Consider the following 17,946-nt stretch of genomic DNA (forward strand, 5'->3'; position numbering starts at 1 on the left):
TGGTACTTGTGCCGTGCGTTGCATGCCGACGGTCGGCCCGACCGTGGCGGGACGCGATGCCGGGTTTCCCCGCCCGGCATCGCGTCCGGATTGCCGGGCACATGCCCGGCGAAACCGCTTACTGCTGAATGCGCGCGTTGCGGATCAGATCCGCGACCACCTGCGCGGTCGCCTTCTCCATCGCGACCTGTTCGAGCTGCTGTCGCAGCGTGTCCTTCGCCTGGTCGAATGCCGGCACCTGCGTCGGCCGCTTGTCATCGACGCGCAGGATCCAGTACGCGTCGCCGACCTGCACCGGCTCGCGCGTCAGCCCGCCCTGCGGCAGCTTCACGAGTGCCTCGGCCAGCGGCTGCGGCCAGTTCTGCGTGTTGCCGGCCGTGATCGGCGTCTTGAACGAAATCCAGTTCAGCGCGCCGCCCTGCGCGGCAGCCGGCCCCTTGCTGTTGTCCTGCGCGAGCTTCGCGAAGTCCTCGCCCTTCCTGAGCCGCGCGATGAGCTGCTTCGCGGTGTCCGCGTCGTTCACCGCGATCACGCTCGGCTTGTATTCGTTCTCGCCGAGCGTCGCGACGATCGCGTCGTAGCGCGCCTTCACGTCCGCATCGGTCACGGGCGCAGGCTTGACCTGATCGCGCAGGTACGCCTGCATCATCGCGAGCGCCTTCGCCTGCTCGACCGCGGCGACGACCTGCGGCTTCGTGTCGTAGTGCTGCTTCTGCGCCGCCTGGCGGAACAGCTCGCGCGCGATCAGCTGGTTCTTCAGCGCCGCGCGCAGCGTGGGCGTGTCGGGCGCCTTCCCCGCGCGCACGGCCTCGTCGATTTGAGCCTGCATGATCGGCACGCCGTTCACGCTCGCGACGGCGCCGGCCGGCAACGCAGCGGAAGCGGCGAGCGGCGCGTCAGCGGGCTTCTTCGCGGAACGGGTGGCTGCCTGCGCATCCAGCGCCGTCACGCCGCACAGCGTCGCCGCGACGAGCCCCGCGCACAGGCGGCGCGCCAGCGCGGGCAGGCCCGATTTCATCGCGACGGCAGTTCCATTCGACATGCGCTTCATGAGTTCTCCTTCAATCTGACCAGTTAAGTGTTGCGAGCAGCACGGTGGCTTTCCTGCCGAGCGCGGCCGGTTGCGCAAGCGCCTGTCCGACCAGCACCTCGGCCGATACCGTGCCGCTCTTGCGGCGCCACTGCGCGCGCGCGCCGAAGCCCGCGCCGATGAGCGTCGGCCAGCCGCCCTGGGCATTCAGGTGCGCCTTGCCGCCGTCGAGAAACGCATACGGTTCGATGCGCGCGTCGCGCCATGCGGGCACGTTCTGCCACGCGGCCTCGTTGCGCGCGAACACGCCGCTGTCGCCGGCGATCCCGCCTTCGGTGAAGCCGCGCACCGAGCTCATCCCGCCGAGAAAGATCTGCTCGTTGCCGAACATCGCGACGCGGCTGTACTGGCCGCGCAACGTGCCGCGATAGGCCCATGCGGACCCCGCGAGCGTGCCGAGCGACATCTGCAGCGTCGCGGTCGCGTCGAGCTTCGTGAACTGACTGTGCGCGTCGTCGACGCCGATGTCGGACGCATCGTGATTCGCCGCGAGCCACGGCAGCCCCTGCGACACGCCGACGTCCCAGGTCGCTGCCGCACCCTGGCCGCGCGCGACGAACCGGGCCAGCCCGTTCAGCCCGACGCGCAGCACCGTGAGGTTCTGCGGCGACAGCGGAATGCCGTTCACGTCGCGTTCCGTGCGCAGCTTGTTGAGCGTCACGTCGACGCTCAGGCGCCCGCGCGGCGAGCGCACGAGCACGTCGTTCCAGCCGAGCATCTGGCTGAACGTGCGGCCCTGGAGCAGCGCGAGGTCGCCGATCGCCTGCTGATACTCCGACATCGACACCGTGTAGCTGAAAGTCTGGTACCCGTACGGCACCGCCGCCGAGAGCACGATCGCGTTCGTATCGGTCGTGCCGACGTAATTGAGCGACAGCGATTCCTGCAGGCCGATCACGTTGTCCGCTTCGACGCCGGCGCGGTAGCGCATCGTGCCCGTCTGCGAGCTGCCGTAGTTGTCGATGCCGAAGTCGTAGTGCAGACGATCGCCGCTGCGGTTCGAGATCGCGACGACCGAATCGCCCGGCGTCTCGCCCGGCAGGATCTGGATCTCGGCCTGGTTGCGGCGCAGCCGGTTGATCTGGTCGACGCCCTGCTCGAGATCTGGCAGGCGCAGCAGGTCGCCCGGACCGCTCGCGAACGCCCATGCGGTGCCGGCTTCGGTGACGAGGCCGCCGCCGCGCACCTGGTACCACTTCTCGTCCGGATCGCGCGGCCGCAGCGGCTTGCCGTTCAGCGTCAGCGCGGCCACGCGCCCGGAGACGACGTTGATCTTCAGCGTGCCGGACGCGAGGTTCTGCGGCCCGAGATATGCGCGCGTCGTGATGTAGCCGCGTGCGATGAAGGCTTCCGTCAGCCGGCGCAACAGCAGGTTGATCCGGTTGCGCCCGAGCTGCCTGCCGATGAACGGTGCGGCGATCCGGTCGAGTTCCCGCCGGCCGAGGATCGCGTCGCCGGTGAATTCGACATGATCGATCCGGAACGTCGGCGCGACGTCCGGCAGCGCCTCGATGTCGGCATCGGCCGGCAGGTTCGGCATCGCCGGCTGCTCCGGCAGCGCGATCTGCGCGGGCGGCTGCGCGATCTCGTCGCGGCGCTGGCGGTCGCGCTGCTCCTGAAGCAGCCGCTGCGCCGGGTCCTGCTCGACCCGCGGCGCGGCAAGGCCCGGCGGAAGGCCGCCGATCCCCGCCGCCGCGCCGGGCGGCAGCCCGCCCGCCAGCTGCGCATGCGCGTGCGGCGACACCGTGCCTGCCGCCAGCAGGAACGCCCCGGCGATCACGGCCGGCGCGCGAAGCGTCACAGACCGAACCACGACACGAGCCCCAGATGATTGCCGTTGCCGATCGTCAGCGGCTCGCGGCGCGGCGCACGAATCGTCACCACGCCGCCGGCCGCCGCGATGCCGCCGGGCGCGTTGAACGCGCCGCCTTCGATGTCGGCTTCGCCGGTCAGGCGCACCTTGCCGGAACCGCCGGTAAAGATGCCGCCGGTATCGGCCGCGTAGATCGCCGCCCAGCGATTGCCGAACCACGCCTTGAGGTCGTGGTCGCGGTTGATCGCGGTGTAGCCGGGCACGCCCTGCGCGAGCGTCTTCGGCGCATCGAGCGTCAAGTTGCCGAGCGCGAGCACCGTCCCGCCCGTGTTGGTGATCTGCTTGCCGGCCTTCAGCGTGATGTCGGTGTTGGCCTCGATGACGCCGCCGAACGCCTGCACGTTCGACGACGCGCTCGAGCTGCAGAACACGAAGCAGGAGCGGCGAAACGATGCCTGCCCGGTAAAGACGGCCTGCGTCAGCAGGTTGTCTCGCGCGGCAATGTCGATCGCGCCGCCGTTCGACAGGATCGAGCCGCCGATGTTGGTCACGTTCGCGGCGCGGACCATCACGTTGCCCGCGTCGGCCGTGATGTACGCGAGCTTCGACGCGTCGGCCAGCGAGCCGTAGTCGACGGTGAAGCCATCGCTGCGGTGGCGGAAGATCAGGAAGCGGCCGCCGCGCTCCGAAAAGCCGACCACCGCGCCGTTCTGCACGCCGGAGTCATGATCGACGACGTTGTTCAGGTCGCCGCCGGCGACGACGGAGACGTTGCGGTTCGACAGGATCCGCGCATTGCGGTTGACGACGTCACCGCCTGCCGTGAGCGACACGTCGCCCTGCACGCCGAACAGGATGCCGAGCCGCGATTGCGGCAGCGACTGGTTCAGGATGCGGCCGGCCGCGTTCAGCGTGACCGCGCCGGCGGAATCGGTGTCCGCGTCGATCGCGGCCTGCCCCTGCACGAGCGAGCCGACGTTCACGATGTCCGCGGTGCTCTTCAGCACCACGCCGCTTTGCGACGACGCGACGGTCGAGCCGGCCATCGCGCCGTCGGGGTTCAGCGCGATCCCCGCGCCGCTCAGCTTCACGCTGCCGGACGCGAGCAGGCTGCTGCCGGCGAACGTGAGCGCGCCGTCGGTCGCGAGGATCGCCTTGCCGGCGTTGACCTTGACCTGCGTGTCCGTCAGCGCGATGCCGCCCTGCGCGGTCATGCTGAAATCCTGCGCGACGTCGATCTTCGTGTTCGACAGTTCGACGTTGCCGTTCGACGTCAGCAGGAAATCGCCGAGCGACGCGTTCAGCGGGCCGGCGCTGCGCACGCCGGGGCCGCGGTCCGTCACGATCAGTTCCACGCGCCCGCTCGTCAGGCTGCCGGCGGCCGTAATGTCGATCGCATACGACGACGCCGTGTCGGGGTTCATCGTCGCGCTGCGCGTGAGCCACTCGTGCTTGTCGTCGGTCGGCGACAGCCCGGTGTCCAGCGTGACCTGGCTGGTGCCTGCCAGCAGCCGTACGCCGGCCGTCGGCGACGTGTAGGTGTTGTGCACGGGCCCGTCGATGCGGATGGTCTTTGCGATCAGGTCGAGGCCGATCAGCGCGCTCGCGAGGCCGCCGGGGCCGACGACGATCGTGCCCGTCGCCGTGTCGAGCACCACGTTGCGCTGGATCACGCCGGGCGCGATCTGCACGTCGTTGAAGCTCACGTTGCCGGTGGACAGCGCGACGTGCCCGGTGTTGACGAACGATCCGCCGTTGACGGTGATGCCGTTCGGGTTGGCCAGCACGACGTTCGCCCGCTGTCCGGCGACGTCGATCTGGCCTTGGATCAGGCTCGGGTTCGTGCTCGTCACCTGGTTGACGATCGTCCGCGCGTTGATGCCGGTGTTGTTCAGCGTCGCGCCGGCCGCGGTCACGTTGAACGACGAATAGGTGTTGCTCGACACGCCGGCGACGGCCGGCGCGAGATTGACGAGCTGCCGGCCATCCGGCGCAAGGGAAACGCTCGTCGCGGTGCCGCCGTCCGGCACGATGCCGGCGGCGAGCGCACAGCGCGGGAGCGCGCCGGCCGCGGCCAGGCAAAAGAACATCACGCGCAGGCCCCCGGCGCCTGCGCGCCGAATCGAGTTGCGGCGTGCCATTGTCTGGTCATGCGCGCGGCTGCGTTGGCCGCGCGCTCCTCGGTTGTTTGGTCGTGTGGTTTTTTGTTGCTTTGATACTTTTTAAACTTCTGCTGAACACTAACGGCGCCGCTCGATAATTCTTTAGGGATGTTTACCGATTATTTTTCTTACTAAATTCATACACTTATAATTACTTTTTTATTACACTCCGACGTCATGCCTCCCACGCCACCCCTGACCGTCATCCACCTGAACGGCCCGATCAACAGCGGCAAATCCACGATCGGCGTCGCACTCGCGCGCATGCTGCCCGACGCCCGCTTCATCGACGGCGACGACCACGATGCCCCCGACGACGCCCCATTCGACGTGCAATGGGCGATCGCGCTGGAGCGCATCGTTCGCAGCATCGCGGAAGAGCGCAAACGTTTTCTGGTCGTCGCGTATCCGATCGGCGACATGGAATTCGAGCGGCTGCGCGCCGCATGCGACGCACGCTCGGCGCGTCTGTTCGTCGCGACGCTGGCGCCGCCGGAAGCGGTCGCGCTGTCGGACCGCGGTGAGCGCGTGCTGACGGATTGGGAGCGGGAAAGAATCGCGGAGATGTATCGCGAGGGCTATGCGTCGCGGCCGTTCAGCGATTGTGTCGTCGATACGGCGCGGTTGTCGGCAGACGCGTGTGCGGCGGATATCGCGCACCGCATCGAAGCGGGGTTGTCACGACTTTTCAGGCTCGGGGCTTCGCAGTAGCCTCGTCTATCGACTGCTCCCTTACCTGTGTTCGGTGGCGGGAGCCAGGACTGCCGTGCGGAGGATCGATGGATCGTCGCCATTTCCTCGAGTCGTCGGTGTTTTTCACGGTTGCGGCCGCAGTCGGCGTGCTCGATGCGCCGCGTGCGGCCCCGTCTGCCGGCGCCGAACGCAAGGGCCGCTATCAGTTCCCGCAGGGCGTCGCCAGCGGCGATCCGCGCGATCGCTCCATCGTGTTCTGGACGCGGTGTGTATCGCTTCCGAGAGACGCACCGCGCCGCCGCACGAAAGGTGTTGCACGCGCGATACCGCTGCGGCTCGAAGTCTCGACGCAGCCGGATTTCTCCGTGCTCGTCGCCCGTGTACCACTAAGGGCGCTGGCCGCCTATGACTTCACCGTGCGCGCAAAGGTAACGGCACTCTCGCCGAAGACCACGTACCACTACCGGTTCGTCGCCGGCGACGACATGAGCGTGACGGGCGTCGCGCGCACGGCTCCGGATGCAAACGAGGCCAACGACCGGATTCGCTTCGCATGGCTCACCTGTCAGGACTGGAGCGTCAATCACTGGCAAGCGATGAGCCTGCTGGCCGCCGAAAGCGATCTCGATTTCGTCGTGCACGTGGGCGACTACATCTATGAAACGGTCGAGGCCGCGAAGCCGGGCGCTGTCGAGGCTGCACATCCTCCGCTGCGGCTGCGTGGCGGCAAGCTGCTCGCGGACGGCAGCGCATACGCCGATACGCTCGACGACTATCGGACGCTGTATCGCACCTATCGCACCGACCCGCGCCTGCAAACGCTGCACCAGCGCCTGCCGATGATCGCGATATGGGACGACCACGAATTCTCCGACGACTGCTGGCAGGATCATCAGGTCTACACCAACGAGGAACGGCAGGAAACGCAGCGCCGCCGCAGCGCCAGCCGCGCATGGGCGGAATACATGCCGGTCGACTGGAGCGACGTGCGTTTCGAGCCGGACAACCCGTCGTACACGAACATTCGCATCTACCGCGAATTTCGCTTCGGCATGCTGATGCATCTCGTGATGACGGACGAGCGGCTGTACCGCGACGACCATGTCGTCAGCGAGGCGGCCATCGCGCGTGCGCGCGGGCACGATCCGGTGCATGGCGACGACGCGGCCGGCTCGCGCTACTTCGTCAAGCAGGATGTGCTGCAGCGCTTCGAGGCGCGCGATACCGCGCAGCTTGGCCGCGCGCCGTCGATGCTCGGCCCGGTGCAGACGCAATGGTGGAAGGCCGCGATGAAGGGCTCCCCTGCGACCTGGAAGGTGTGGGGCAACGAAGTGATGCTGAACCGCCTGTGGGCCGTGATGCCGGGCGCGCCGAAGGATGCGGCAGCACGCCTCGTGATCGATTGCGATTCATGGGACGGCTATCCCGCGCACAAGCACGAACTGCTCTCGTACCTGAAGGAGCAGGGAATCCATAACGTCGTCGCGATCAGCGGAGACCTGCATGCGTTTCAGTGCGGCGTCGTGCGGGACGACCCGGATCCCGCCACGGGTACGCCCGTGATCGTCGATTTCGTGTGCGCCGGCATCAGCAGCACGTCCTTCTATTCCTATATCAAAGCCGCATGGCGCGGTACGCCGTTCGCGTTGCTGGCGGCCACTCCGGCCAAACTCGACGCCTTCCTGATGGCGAACAACCCCGACCTGCTTCACGCCGACCACGACGCGCAGGGCTACGCATCGGCCACCGTCACGCCTGAGCGCTTCTCCGTGGTGTTCAACAAGGTGCGGCCGCTGAACCCGGATGGCACCGCACCCGCGGATGCGTTGCTCGATCGCGTCAGGTTGACCGTGCCAAGGGACTCGGTCGAGGTACGCGTCGAGCATGTCCAGGGGCAACTTACATACCCTTGAACATGCAGTACGGCGGCCGCTCGAATGCTTGAAAATTAGCTGTGGACTTCCATCCGCATACGCGTATGATGGTTCGCATCAGTGTGGCTGCTTCCCTCCACCCACCACCTGACTGCTCGTCGCGTGGCACTCGCTAGCCACGCATAACGCCCTCCTACTCCTTCCCCCTCCAGCTTCTTGATCTGCCCCGCGCCTGGCGTGCGCCGGAAAGGTCGTTTTCGTCCGGCGATCTCGAGGATCGCGAGGAGTTCGTCATGAGCATGCACCTGTATCGCGGGTTCGAGATTTACCCGTTGATCTATCCCCATTCCCCGACTACCCTGCAAGCCGGACACGATTACGACGACGGCTTCGACGCCGCGGTGAAAATCTGCCTTCGAGGCACGGATTCCACGCTGACGCGCAGCATGACATTCAGAGTCGCAGGCGCCGCCCCGTTTTCCAGCTCGGGGGCAGCGCGCCGGGCATCGATTCGATATGCTGAAAATATGATCGACACGAACGATGGTGAACGGTGGACCCTTGGCTGACGCGTAGCGATCCCGGCTGCGCCGTGGCCATGAATGAGGTAACCAGGATATGACAGTCGACGAAATTCTTGCGTTGATCCAACGCCACGAAGTCAGGCATGTCGCCGCCTCCATCTCGCACACGATCACGCATCAACAACCTGAATTTCAGATCTTCTCTGCTGTACGAGCGTTGCTTCTCGATACAGGTTGCTCCGAGTTCGAAGCCAACGCCAGGGCCGAAGAGGTCATGGAGACGCTTCGTTACCCGTCCCATCTACCCAACTTTCAATCGAATCCCGCATGACAAGAATTCTGCCGAGGCTTAACGAGCCGCTCGAGGTCACGCTACGACGATTTCGCAGAGAAATCGAAAAAACCGGCCTGATCCGGGAGTTGCGCAGTCGCACCAGCTACGAAAAACCGACGACCGAGCGCAAAAGAAAGAAAGCCAGTGCCGTGGCCAGGCAACGCAAACTGACGAAGCGCATGCTGCCGCCGCGAAAATTGTATTAGGGGCAGCGATGGAAGATAGGCAAATTGCCGGGACCACGTTCCATCCGCTGGCGAAATGCGAGTTCGCTTTCGACGAGCGACAAGAGGTCGCCGCCCTTCTGCCGATCTTCCATGCAGGGTTACCGCACACCCTTCAATGATTGTGCCGCACCCCTGACACGACCTCCCGCTGCGCCCCCTTCCGGCTCAACAGCAGCGTGACGACCGCCGACACCGCGAGCGTCCCCGCGACCACGTACAACCCGGCCGCATACCCGCCCGTCACGTTCTTCAGCCAGCCGATCGCGAACGGCCCGACGAACCCGCCGAGGTTGCCGATCGAATTGATCATCGCGATCCCCGCGGCCGCGCCGGCGCCCGACAGGAACATGCTCGGCATCGCCCACAGCGGCGCCTTCGCGGCGCTGATGCCGACGTTGACGACGACGAGTGCGAGCACGGTCAGCAGCGCGGTGCCCGCCTGCCCCGCGAAGATGAAGCCGACGCACGCGAGCACGCACGGAATCACGACGTGCCAGGTGCGCTCCTCGGTGCGATCCGAATGACGCGCCCAGAGGATCATCGCGACGACCGCCGCGATGCTCGGAATGCCGGTGAGCAGGCCCGTCTGCAGCGCGCTGAAGCCGAACTGCCTGACCATCAGCGGCGCCCACAGCCCGAGCGTATACAACCCGGCCGACGTGCCGAAGTAGATCAGCGCGAGCGCCAGCACGCGCGGATCGCGCAGCGCCTGCCACGCGCCGGCCGTGTGGCCCGCATGCGTGTGACGCGCGTCCGCTTCCGACTTCAGCTTCGCGATCAGCCAGTCGCGCTCGTCGGGCTGCAGCCACGCGGCCTGTGACGGCGAATCGGTCAGGAAGGTCAGCACGACGAAACCGAGCAGCACGGCCGGCAACGCTTCGATCACGTACAGCAGTTGCCAGTCGGCAAGCCCGAACATCGGCGGCAATTGCATGATCGCGCCCGACAGCGGCGAGCCGATCGCCGTCGAGATCGGCGCGGCGGCCATGAACCACGCGGCGGCGGCCGCGCGCTGCTTCGCGGGAAACCACAGGCTCAGGTACAGGATGATGCCGGGAAAGAACCCCGCCTCGGCGACGCCGAGCAGGAAGCGCAGCACGTAGAAGCTGGCCGGGCCGGACGCGAACGCGGACACGGCCGACACGATGCCCCACGTGATCATCACGCGCGCGATCCAGATCCGCGCGCCGACGCGATGGAGAATCAGGTTGGACGGCACCTCGAACAGGAAGTAGCCGATGAAGAACAGTCCGCCGCCGAGCCCGAACGCGGTCGGCGACAGGCCGATCGCCTTGTTCATCGTCATCGCGGCGAAGCCGACGTTGACCCGGTCGAGGAAGCTGACGAAATACAGCAGCATCACGAACGGAATGATCCGCCACGTCAGTTTCCGCGCGACGCGGGATTCCAGGTTGGCTTGCATGTGTCTCCTCCTTCGAGGGTCGAGCCGTGCTCTATAGGGTGAAGCCATTCGACGCCCGCCGATGGTGCAGGCGCCGCTGCCCGGCTCGCGTCGCATGCGCGAGTCGCGGGCGGAAGGTTCATGCGCGGAGTGGGCGAAACGCCGCCGCTTACGCCGCGACCTCGACTTTCCCGACGCGCTCGCAGACCGCCGCAGTCACCTGCGCGGTGGTCGCGCTGCCGCCGAGATCGCGCGTGTGCAGCGACGGGTCCGCGGTCACGGCCTCGATCGCGTGCATCACGCGCGCGGCCGCGTCCGTTTCGCCGAGATGTTCGAGCAGCATCACGACCGACCAGAACGTGCCGATCGGATTCGCGAGGCCCTTGCCCATGATGTCGAACGCGGAGCCGTGGATCGGCTCGAACATCGACGGAAACCTGCGCTCCGGATCGATGTTGCCGGTCGGCGCGATGCCGAGGCTGCCGGCGAGCGCGGCGGCGAGATCGCTGAGGATGTCCGCGTGCAGGTTGGTCGCGACGATCGTGTCGAGCGTCGCCGGCCGGTTAACCATGCGCGCGGTAGCCGCGTCGACGAGCTCCTTGTCCCACGTCACGTCGGGGAATGACTGCGCAACCTGCTTCGCGATCTCGTCCCACATCACCATCGCGTGACGCTGCGCGTTGCTCTTCGTGATGACCGTCAGCCGCTTGCGCGGCCGCGACTGCGCGAGCCGGAACGCGAAGCGCATGATGCGCTCGACGCCCGCGCGCGTGAGGATCGACACGTCGGTCGCGGCCTCGAGCGGATGGCCCTGGTGCACGCGGCCGCCGATGCCCGAATACTCGCCTTCCGAGTTCTCGCGCACGATCACCCAGTTCAGGTCGTCGGGCCCGCAGCGCTTCAGCGGCGCGTCGATGCCCGGCAGGATGCGCGTCGGGCGCACGTTCGCGTACTGGTCGAAGCCCTGGCAGATCTTCAGGCGCAGGCCCCACAGCGTCACGTGGTCGGGCACGTCCGGGTCGCCGGCCGAGCCGAACAGGATCGCGTCCTTGCCGCGCAGCGCATTCAGCCCGTCGTCGGGCATCATCACGCCGTGCCGGCGGTAGTAGTCGGCGCCCCAGTCGAAGTTCTCGAACTCGAACGCAAAGCGCCGGCTGCTCCGCGCGAGCGCCTCCAGCACCTGCTTGCCGGCCGGCACCACCTCCTTGCCGATGCCGTCGCCGGGAATCGTCGCGATACGGTACGTCTTCATGTCTCCATCCTCGAATGATCGTGATCGTGAACGCACTGTACTCAACCTGAAGCGCGGTAACCGGTGCTAGACTCAAAGCATCTTTAACCTGAATTCACAAGTGAAGCGATGGCGGATGCGGTCCAGCCGGCCGATCTCGGCTTCTTTTCCACGCTTGCCGCGTCGGGCAGCCTGAGCGCCGCCGCGCGCGAGCTCGGCCTCACCGCGGCGGCGGTCAGCAAGCGGCTCACGCTGATGGAGCAGCGTGCGGGCGTGACGCTCGTGAACCGCACGACGCGGCGGATGATGCTGACGCCCGAGGGCGAGGTCTACCTGGAATACGCGCGCCGGATCCTCGACCAGATGGACGAGCTCGGCGAACTGCTCGGCAATGCGAAGAAGACGCCGAAGGGGCTGCTGCGCGTGAACGCGACGCTCGGCTTCGGGCGCAGCCACGTCGGGCCGGCGATCTCGCGCTTCGTCGCGCGCTACCCGGAAGTCGCGGTGCAGCTGCAGCTGTCGGTGATGCCGCCGCCGCTCACCGACGACGCGTTCGACGTCTGCATCCGCTTCGGCGAGCCGCCCGATACGCGGGTCGTCGCGCGGCGGCTCGCGCCGAACCGGCGGCTGCTGTGCGCGGCGCCCGCGTACCTCGCGAAGCACGGAACGCCGGCCACGCCGCACGACCTGACGCGACACAACTGCATCGGCATCCGGCAAGGCGACGAAAGCTACGGCGTGTGGCGGCTGACGAGCGGCCGGGGCGCCGCGCGCAAGACCGAAGCGGTGCGCATCAACGGCAACCTGACCACGAACGACGGGGAGATCGCCGTCAAATGGGCGCTCGACGGGCACGGGGTCCTGATGCGCGCGGAATGGGACATCAACGACTATCTCGCCGACGGCCGCCTCGTCGTCGTGCTGCCCGACTACGAGACGCCGGGCGCGGACATCTATGCGGTCTATGCGCAGCGCCATCAGATGTCCGCGCGGATTCGTGCGTTCGTCGATTTTCTGGCGGGGGAGTTGGGGCGGTTGAAGACGGTGTAGGGAAAACCGTACCAAACACGCGAGCCGCCGTCGCTACATGCGCCCGGTGCCGGCAACGCGGGTCGGTCGGGCACAACCCGCGAGCAATCGGTCGCCCGGCATTTCGCTCGCCGGCCCGATCAGGCCACCGCCGCCTGACAGGCCTCCCGATCGTTCGCCTCGACGACCGCAGGCATCACCCGCCGCACCCCGCCCCCCACGACGACCAGCCCCTCCCGGTCCCGCGCCGCGTCCGAAAACCGCTCCGCCACCCAGTCGACGAAAGCGCGCACGCCGGGCGACACGTGCGGGCGCTTCACATAGACGGCCGACACGGCGACCGCATCGGGCCGCCAGCGCGGCAGCACTTCCCGCAACCGTCCCGCGTCGATCAGCGGCTGCACGGCGACGCGCGGCGGCTGGATCAGCCCGAGGCCGTGCAAGCCGCACGCGACGTAAGCCTGCTCGTCGTCCACGCTGACGCTCTCTTCGAGCCGCACCTTGCGCACCGCGCCGTCGGCCACGAAATCGAGCTCGGCCGTGCGCTGACCGGGAACGGACCACCCGCCTACTACGCGATGCGCGGCGAGATCGTCGAGCGTGCGCGGCATCCCGTGACGCGCGAGATACGCGGGGCTCGCGCACGTCACGCGTTCGAGCGTGCCGAGCCGGCGCGCAACGCGCGACGAATCGGGCAGCTCGCCGAGCCGGATGCCGCAGTCGATCGCGTCGTCCGCGCGGTCGGCCGCGCGCCCGGACACGCCGAGCATCAGCACGAGATCCGGATGACGCGCATGAAATTCGCCGAGCGCGGGCAACACGATCGCGCCCGCGACCGATCCCGGCAACTCGACGCGCAGCGGCCCGCTCGGATGCAGCGCGGCGCCGCGAATGCTGGATTCGAGCTCGTCGACTTCCGCCGTGATGCGCAGGCAGCGCCGGTAATACGCGTCGCCTTCGGCGGTCGGGCGCAGCGCGCGCGTCGTGCGCACCAGCAGCGGCATGCCGAGCGCCGCTTCGAGCACCTGCACGGTCCGCGTCGCGGTCGCGCGCGAAATGCCGAGGGCCTCCGCCGCGCGCGTAAAGCTGTTCATTTCGACGATGCGCGTGAAGATGCGCATCGCACGGATCGGATTGTCCATCGGACACCCCTGCGAAATTGCCGCATGCCGCGGCGCGCGTTCGCGCACCGTGCAAGCGTGTCGATGAAAGCCGCGCCGCCGGCGCGGCAGCCGGTTCAGCCGTGCGCGATCACGACGCCGCGCGCCGGTGCGTCGAGCAGCCGCCGTGCGAGCGCAAGCGCCTCGTCGCGGCTCGCCGCCGCGTTCAGCGGATAACCCCAGACCTTCTCGAACGTGCCCGAGAATGCGTCGAGCGCCACACGCCGCGGCGCGTCGGGCTCGATCGCGATCATCGCGGGAATCCATTCGCGCGACTGCGCGCGGTTGGCCTTGCTCCACTTCGCGAGTTGCTTGCGCAGTTCATGATCGCCGGCACCGCGATCGTCGCCGGACGGCGCGTCGTCGGTCAGCAGAACGAAGCGTTCGCGACGCGCGAGCAACGCGTCGAGTTCGGCAAGCAGGCGGGCGGGATCGGTGTGCGTCGAACCGCTGTAACGCAACCAGACAAACGGGAATTCGGTCGTGACGATCTGCATGTCGGCCTCCAGATGAGAACGATTCTCATTTTATGGATCGAGGCCCGCTGCGTCATTTCTCGTCCCGGCCAACCGCTTTTTCATTCCGGCCAAACGTGCGTACGCCGGCACGCCCCGTGCCGTTCAGCGTTGCCGGTCGGTCAGGAATTGCGTCGGCGACTTGCCGGTCGCCTTGCGGAACATCGTCACGAAGCTGCTCGCGCTTTCGTAGCCGAGATCGATCGCGATCTGGTGCACGCGGCGGCCGGTCGTCAGCATCCGCAGCGACAGCGCGACGTGCAGCCGCCGGCGCCAGTCGCCGAGGCTCATCCCGAGCTCCTTCGTCGCGAGCCGCGTCAGGCTGCGCTCGCTGACGCCCGCGCGCCGCGCGAGTTCGGGCAACGGCGACTTGTCGGCCGGATCGTCGAGCAGATGGTCGATCAGCTTGCGCAGCCGGCGGTCGGCCGGCATCGGCAGGTACAGGTCCTCGACCGGCGCCGCGACGAGTTCGTCGAGCAGCGTCGCCATCAGCCGCCCCTGCGGGCCGTCGACGTCGTACAGGTTCGGGAAGCTCGCCGCCTTCAGCAGCAGCTCGCGCAGCAGCGGCGACACGCCGAGCGTGCAGCAGTGCGCCGGCAGATCGAGCGCGGCATCGGGTTCGACCAGCACCGCGTAGAACGTCGCGCCGGCCGAGCCGCGCGCCGCATGCGCGACCTCGCTCGGAATCCACACCGTGCATTGCGGCGGCGCACTCCATACGCCGCCGTCGATCTCGCAGTAGATCACGCCGCTCAGCGTGTAGAGCAATTGCGCATGGCGATGGCTGTGCCGCTCCAGCCGCCACTCGGGCTCGACGACCGCCCCGCCGAATACGACGAGCGGACGCGGCACCTGATAGACGTCGGCGTCCGCTGCGGGATCGGTGGCTGGTGGAAGTTCGCGCATGAAACGGTAGGCGTGGAAAGAAGGCCGGACGCCGTGCCCGCACGTCCCTTCGTGCTTATACCAGAAAGGCGCCCGCGCAGCGGGGCGGCTCACGAGCGCGTCAGCACCCGCGCGCCGAACCGAATACAATGCACCGATCCCCCGCCGCTGCGCCATTCTGCCGGAGCCCCCATGTTCGACCTGACCACGCTGACCACCTTCATCGCCGTCGTGCTGGGCCTGTTCCTGATCCCCGGCCCCGCCGTGCTGCTCGTGCTGAGCCGCACCGCGCAGGGCGGCCGCAAGACCGGCATCCTGACCGGCCTCGGCGTCGCGAGCGGCGATTTCGTCCACACGCTGTTCGCGGCCGTCGGGCTGTCCGCGCTGCTGATGACGTCGGCGCTCGCGTTCAACGTCGTCAAGCTGGTCGGCGCGGCCTACCTGATCTACCTCGGCGTGCGCGCGTTGCTCGAGAAGCCATCCGATCCGTCGCTGCCGAAAATGCCCGCCGTCACGCCGCTCAACGCGTATCTGCAGGCGATCCCGGCCGAAGTGCTGAACCCGAAGACCGCGCTGTTCTTCCTCGCATTCATGCCGCAATTCGTGCATCCGGAGCGCGGCTCGACGTTCGTGCAGTTCGCGGTGCTCGGGCTGATCTTCGTCGCGCTCAGTTCGCTCTATACGACGCTGATCGCGCTGTCGGTCCGCCCGCTCGGCCGTCTCGTGAAGCGGCTGTCGTGGCTCACGCGCCGGCAGGGCAAGATCGTCGGCGTGATCTTCATTTCGCTCGGGCTGAAGGTCGCCGCGCAGCAGCGGTGACGGCGGACGCGGCGGACGATTCGGCCGCCGCCGAATTCAAATGATCCCGCGTACGAAGCGGGACGCACGACAACAACAATCGACGACATGTCCTCATCCCCCGATGCGCGCCGCGAACGGCTCTCCCGCCGCCTCGTCGTGACGATCGCCGTCGTGGCCGCGCTGGCGCTCCTCCTGTGGCGCGTGCTGTCGCCCCGCGACCCGAAGCCGCGCGACGTGCAGGCGCCGCCCGGCACTTCGCACATCACGATCGCGCTCACCGATCTGTACATGCCGTTCCTCACGCCGGCAGAAAATGCCGACCTGCGCAACCGGCTGCCGGACCATGTCGAAATCGTCGCGCATTACGTGCGCACCACCACCCGATACAGCCTGTTCTCATGCAGCCCCGGCCTCGGCTGCCTGCCGGAGCCGCAGTGGAACCAGCACGTCGATGACGAGATCCTGCGCCTTCCCGCGAAAGTCACGCCACGCGCCGGGGACGCGGCACGCACCATCAGCTTCGACTTGCCGCACCGGCTCGACGGCGGCTATTCGATCGCGTGGTTCCTGGTCGACCTGTCGCTCGACGCGCTGACGCGCCAGCCCGGCTACCGCGCGCTCGTCACGAAGACCGACACGCCCGACTACAAGCCGCTCGATCCGATCGCGCCCAGCCTCGAATACGGCGTCGGCTTCGAGGACCATGATCTCGGCGTGGCGCCGCGCTACGCGCAGGACTGCCTCGACGCGCTGCTGCCGGTCAACGTGCCCGAGATCGCCATCCCGATCGCGACGGCGCTCACGACCAGCTCGCCGCGCATGTCGCTGTCCGTCAGGAACGTGCGCTGCCCGCTGTCCGATATCGGCAGCGACTTCCACACGACGGCCGGCGTCAGGATCGGCGCCGCGCCCGGCCGGCTGCCGCCGGGCCGGATCGCCGCCGCGCAGGTCAAGCTGGATCTGGACGGCACGCACGGCGTCACGCGCCTGTACGGCTCGATCCGGCCGACGCCGGCCATGGCGCGCTGGTATCGGCGCAACGAGGCCGGCATCGACGCGTCCCTGATCGAATTCGGCCCGTACCGGCGACTCGAACTGCGCACGCGCTTCGACAATGCATATCCGGTGAAGCAGACGCTGCCGATCCGGACCGAGACGTGGACCTTCTTCGACGATGCGCTCGTCGGCTACGGTGCCGACATCGATTACTACATCGACACGGCAGACCGCTCGGTCCTGTTCCGCATGCAGTGGGAGCAATACTTCCGCGACGGCCGGACCGTGTGGACGCAGACGACGACCCGGCCCTGCGACGACGTGCTCTGCGACACCGAAGTGACGGGCAACCCGGAAGCGGAGGCGATCAGTCATGACGTGCTGGCCGCCAGCCGCAAAGCGCTCGGCGAGTTGCAGGGTGCGATGGCGAAGCCGTACGATGCGCTGCAGGCGGACGCGCGCGCGTATCTTCAACTGCGCGGCGCATTGAAGCCGGATGATGCGCATTGACGCGCACCGGCCGCACCTCGATCGATCCCTTGCCTCAGGCTCGATTCGATCAACCGTTCGTAGACATCCTGCTGCCCGGCCGGCAACACCGGCCACAGCGTTTCCCGGCGCTTGTCCGCGCCGAACAGGCGCTCCACCGCCCATCCCACCAGATACAGCGCGGCCAGACAGCCGCCCGCCGTCGCGACATTGCCAGTGCTCATGAACGGCCGTTCGTCCGGCTCCACTCCGCTCGCGCGCAACGCCGCGCTTGCGTCGGGGTGCGTCGACGCGCGCCGTTCCGGCAGGAGTCCCAACTTTGCGAGGATGAAGGCGCCCGCACAGATCGAACCGATCAGTTGACGATCCGGGTCGAGCCGGAATGCGCCGATGAACGCGCTGTCCGCGATCGCTGCCGGCACGCCCTCCCTGCCGCTTGCGAACAGCACGACATCGGCATCGTTCGCGTCGGCCAGCGTGCCGTGCGGGTTGACCGGCAGGCCGTGCGCCGAGCGAAGCACGTCATGGTTACTGACGATCCGCACCTGCCAATCGTCGCGATTGCGGCCGAGGATGTCCCACATCAGGAACAGGTCGATGTCGGTGAATTGGTCGAATGCGACCAGCGCGATGTGCTTCATGGGCGGCTCCAGGGATAACGGGAAACATCAAGGAAGCCGCACTTTATCGAGACAGGCGCTACCATACACAGCCTGTACGT

The 17,946-nt window shown here is 67.6% G+C and carries 17 protein-coding genes; 8 read left to right on the forward strand and 9 right to left on the reverse strand.

Annotated features, from left to right (window positions below; genetic code table 11):
• Positions 1–118: 118 nt before the first annotated feature.
• Genes HWX31_RS01370 through HWX31_RS01380 form a run of 3 tightly spaced genes read right to left on the reverse strand, consistent with a single transcriptional unit; the run spans position 119 to position 5,044 of the window.
• Positions 119–1,051 carry a peptidylprolyl isomerase gene (locus HWX31_RS01370; protein ID WP_174961248.1) on the reverse strand — a complete coding sequence of 311 codons (933 nt, stop codon included), beginning with the start codon at positions 1,049–1,051 and terminating at the stop codon, positions 119–121.
• 10 nt (positions 1,052–1,061) lie between these two features.
• Positions 1,062–2,852 (reverse strand): ShlB/FhaC/HecB family hemolysin secretion/activation protein, encoded by a 1,791-nt coding sequence (locus HWX31_RS01375; protein ID WP_174961331.1) that lies wholly within the window; start codon positions 2,850–2,852, stop codon positions 1,062–1,064.
• Between the two features lie 35 nt (positions 2,853–2,887).
• A complete protein-coding gene (locus HWX31_RS01380) occupies positions 2,888–5,044 on the reverse strand; it encodes a filamentous hemagglutinin N-terminal domain-containing protein (protein WP_174961251.1) in 2,157 nt (718 codons plus the stop codon).
• A 198-nt stretch (positions 5,045–5,242) separates the two neighbouring features.
• On the opposite strand from HWX31_RS01380, the gene HWX31_RS01385 reads away from it, so the two are divergent.
• The 5 genes from HWX31_RS01385 (at position 5,243) to rpsU (ending at position 8,696) form a co-directional block, all read left to right on the forward strand.
• A complete protein-coding gene (locus tag HWX31_RS01385) occupies positions 5,243–5,776 on the forward strand; it encodes a shikimate kinase (protein WP_174961253.1) in 534 nt (177 codons plus the stop codon).
• A gap of 68 nt (positions 5,777–5,844) precedes the next feature.
• Positions 5,845–7,671 carry an alkaline phosphatase D family protein gene (locus HWX31_RS01390; RefSeq protein WP_174961255.1) on the forward strand — a complete coding sequence of 609 codons (1,827 nt, stop codon included), beginning with the start codon at positions 5,845–5,847 and terminating at the stop codon, positions 7,669–7,671.
• A 254-nt stretch (positions 7,672–7,925) separates the two neighbouring features.
• Entirely contained in the window at positions 7,926–8,201 is a 276-nt protein-coding gene (locus HWX31_RS01395) for a hypothetical protein (RefSeq protein WP_174961256.1), read from the forward strand.
• 49 nt (positions 8,202–8,250) lie between these two features.
• Positions 8,251–8,487, forward strand: a complete 237-nt coding sequence (locus HWX31_RS01400) for a hypothetical protein (RefSeq protein ID WP_071751555.1) — start codon at positions 8,251–8,253, stop codon at positions 8,485–8,487.
• Complete coding sequence (gene rpsU / locus HWX31_RS01405) at positions 8,484–8,696, forward strand: 30S ribosomal protein S21 (protein ID WP_060068020.1); 213 nt, start codon at positions 8,484–8,486, stop codon at positions 8,694–8,696. Before HWX31_RS01400 ends, rpsU begins: the two co-directional genes overlap by 4 nt.
• A gap of 133 nt (positions 8,697–8,829) precedes the next feature.
• Here rpsU and HWX31_RS01410 read toward each other — a convergent pair whose 3' ends face one another.
• On the reverse strand, positions 8,830–10,140 hold the full coding sequence (locus tag HWX31_RS01410) for an MFS transporter (protein ID WP_174961257.1): 1,311 nt from the start codon (positions 10,138–10,140) through the stop codon (positions 8,830–8,832).
• Between the two features lie 148 nt (positions 10,141–10,288).
• Positions 10,289–11,371, reverse strand: coding sequence for a tartrate dehydrogenase (locus tag HWX31_RS01415; protein WP_059620125.1), 1,083 nt, complete (start codon positions 11,369–11,371; stop codon positions 10,289–10,291).
• Between the two features lie 108 nt (positions 11,372–11,479).
• Between HWX31_RS01415 and HWX31_RS01420 the strand changes: the two genes are divergently transcribed.
• Positions 11,480–12,400, forward strand: coding sequence for a LysR substrate-binding domain-containing protein (locus HWX31_RS01420; protein WP_059634091.1), 921 nt, complete (start codon positions 11,480–11,482; stop codon positions 12,398–12,400).
• 119 nt (positions 12,401–12,519) lie between these two features.
• Here HWX31_RS01420 and HWX31_RS01425 read toward each other — a convergent pair whose 3' ends face one another.
• The 3 genes from HWX31_RS01425 to HWX31_RS01435 all read right to left on the reverse strand — a co-directional run bounded on the left by HWX31_RS01425 (position 12,520) and on the right by HWX31_RS01435 (position 14,960).
• Complete coding sequence (locus HWX31_RS01425) at positions 12,520–13,521, reverse strand: LysR family transcriptional regulator (RefSeq protein ID WP_174961258.1); 1,002 nt, start codon at positions 13,519–13,521, stop codon at positions 12,520–12,522.
• A 95-nt stretch (positions 13,522–13,616) separates the two neighbouring features.
• Positions 13,617–14,036 (reverse strand): ATP--cob(I)alamin adenosyltransferase, encoded by a 420-nt coding sequence (locus HWX31_RS01430; RefSeq protein ID WP_174961259.1) that lies wholly within the window; start codon positions 14,034–14,036, stop codon positions 13,617–13,619.
• 123 nt (positions 14,037–14,159) lie between these two features.
• Positions 14,160–14,960: an AraC family transcriptional regulator gene (locus HWX31_RS01435; RefSeq protein ID WP_174961260.1), complete on the reverse strand. Its 801-nt coding sequence runs from the start codon at positions 14,958–14,960 to the stop codon at positions 14,160–14,162.
• 171 nt (positions 14,961–15,131) lie between these two features.
• Between HWX31_RS01435 and HWX31_RS01440 the strand changes: the two genes are divergently transcribed.
• Together HWX31_RS01440 and HWX31_RS01445 are read left to right on the forward strand one after the other, a co-directional pair.
• Positions 15,132–15,758 carry a LysE family translocator gene (locus HWX31_RS01440; protein ID WP_174961261.1) on the forward strand — a complete coding sequence of 209 codons (627 nt, stop codon included), beginning with the start codon at positions 15,132–15,134 and terminating at the stop codon, positions 15,756–15,758.
• A gap of 87 nt (positions 15,759–15,845) precedes the next feature.
• Positions 15,846–17,246, forward strand: coding sequence for a hypothetical protein (locus tag HWX31_RS01445; protein WP_174961262.1), 1,401 nt, complete (start codon positions 15,846–15,848; stop codon positions 17,244–17,246).
• On the opposite strand, the gene HWX31_RS01450 is transcribed toward HWX31_RS01445, so the two are convergent.
• A complete protein-coding gene (locus HWX31_RS01450; protein WP_174961263.1) occupies positions 17,207–17,866 on the reverse strand; it encodes a DJ-1/PfpI family protein in 660 nt (219 codons plus the stop codon). The two genes, HWX31_RS01445 and HWX31_RS01450, sit on opposite strands and share 40 nt — an antisense overlap.
• Positions 17,867–17,946: the final 80 nt, after the last annotated feature.

Source organism: Burkholderia ubonensis, from assembly GCF_902833085.1.
Taxonomy (GTDB): Bacteria; Pseudomonadota; Gammaproteobacteria; order Burkholderiales; family Burkholderiaceae; genus Burkholderia; species Burkholderia ubonensis.

Bases quoted from the DNA above. Each gene is read 5' to 3' on its own strand.
- HWX31_RS01370 (WP_174961248.1), bottom strand. From the start codon at position 1,051: ATGAAGCGCATGTCGAATGGAACTGCCGTCGCGATGAAATCGGGCCTG.
- HWX31_RS01380 (WP_174961251.1), bottom strand. From the start codon at position 5,044: ATGGCACGCCGCAACTCGATTCGGCGCGCAGGCGCCGGGGGCCTGCGC.
- HWX31_RS01385 (WP_174961253.1), top strand. From the start codon at position 5,243: ATGCCTCCCACGCCACCCCTGACCGTCATCCACCTGAACGGCCCGATC.
- HWX31_RS01390 (WP_174961255.1), top strand. From the start codon at position 5,845: ATGGATCGTCGCCATTTCCTCGAGTCGTCGGTGTTTTTCACGGTTGCG.
- HWX31_RS01395 (WP_174961256.1), top strand. From the start codon at position 7,926: ATGAGCATGCACCTGTATCGCGGGTTCGAGATTTACCCGTTGATCTAT.
- HWX31_RS01400 (WP_071751555.1), top strand. From the start codon at position 8,251: ATGACAGTCGACGAAATTCTTGCGTTGATCCAACGCCACGAAGTCAGG.
- rpsU (WP_060068020.1), top strand. From the start codon at position 8,484: ATGACAAGAATTCTGCCGAGGCTTAACGAGCCGCTCGAGGTCACGCTA.
- HWX31_RS01410 (WP_174961257.1), bottom strand. From the start codon at position 10,140: ATGCAAGCCAACCTGGAATCCCGCGTCGCGCGGAAACTGACGTGGCGG.
- HWX31_RS01415 (WP_059620125.1), bottom strand. From the start codon at position 11,371: ATGAAGACGTACCGTATCGCGACGATTCCCGGCGACGGCATCGGCAAG.
- HWX31_RS01420 (WP_059634091.1), top strand. From the start codon at position 11,480: ATGGCGGATGCGGTCCAGCCGGCCGATCTCGGCTTCTTTTCCACGCTT.
- HWX31_RS01425 (WP_174961258.1), bottom strand. From the start codon at position 13,521: ATGGACAATCCGATCCGTGCGATGCGCATCTTCACGCGCATCGTCGAA.
- HWX31_RS01430 (WP_174961259.1), bottom strand. From the start codon at position 14,036: ATGCAGATCGTCACGACCGAATTCCCGTTTGTCTGGTTGCGTTACAGC.
- HWX31_RS01435 (WP_174961260.1), bottom strand. From the start codon at position 14,960: ATGCGCGAACTTCCACCAGCCACCGATCCCGCAGCGGACGCCGACGTC.
- HWX31_RS01440 (WP_174961261.1), top strand. From the start codon at position 15,132: ATGTTCGACCTGACCACGCTGACCACCTTCATCGCCGTCGTGCTGGGC.
- HWX31_RS01445 (WP_174961262.1), top strand. From the start codon at position 15,846: ATGTCCTCATCCCCCGATGCGCGCCGCGAACGGCTCTCCCGCCGCCTC.
- HWX31_RS01450 (WP_174961263.1), bottom strand. From the start codon at position 17,866: ATGAAGCACATCGCGCTGGTCGCATTCGACCAATTCACCGACATCGAC.